This window comes from Neisseria sp. 19428wB4_WF04 (assembly GCF_015235335.1).
GTDB lineage: Bacteria > Pseudomonadota > Gammaproteobacteria > Burkholderiales > Neisseriaceae > Neisseria > Neisseria musculi.
Map to the genome: position 1 here is coordinate 1 of NZ_JADGLG010000160.1, position 455 is coordinate 455.

At 48.8% G+C, this 455-nt stretch carries 2 protein-coding genes; both read left to right on the forward strand.

The annotated features are described in order from the left end of the window. A partial coding sequence (locus tag IR141_RS12795; protein ID WP_209304451.1) for a hypothetical protein occupies nucleotides 1–256 on the forward strand: 256 nt, incomplete at its 5' end. Then, a partial coding sequence (locus IR141_RS12800) for a phage virion morphogenesis protein (protein WP_194198403.1) occupies nucleotides 249–455 on the forward strand: 207 nt, incomplete at its 3' end. The genes IR141_RS12795 and IR141_RS12800, both read left to right, overlap by 8 nt.

A 455-nucleotide genomic window follows, 5' to 3' on the forward strand; every position in this document is an offset into this window, starting at 1 on the left:
CCAAAGCCGTGCTGGCTTGGGTGTTGGATTTACTGAAAGGGTAAAGATGGCAGAGTTGGACTTAAGCCGGGATATTTATCGGGCGGCCTACACTATTGAAGACAGTGTGGATGTGGAAAGAAATTTAAAAGACGACAACACCATAGTGTTGGACTTCGGGGAAATCAACGTCATCATTGACGATTTTCAAGCATTGGATATGATGCGGAAACTCGCCGCATTTTTTAATTATAAACTGGTGGATTTAGATGCTTGAAATCAGCTTAGATGCCAGTCAACTCGAACACGGTCTCAGCCAACTGTTGAAAAACGCCACCGACACCCGCCCCGTGATGCGTGCCATCGCTACCGAAATGGTCTCACTCACGGAAGACAACTTCGAAAGTGAGGGCTGGGGTGGGCAAAAATGGAAGAGAAGCCGGCGCGTTGCCGACAACGGCGGCAAAACCCTGCAA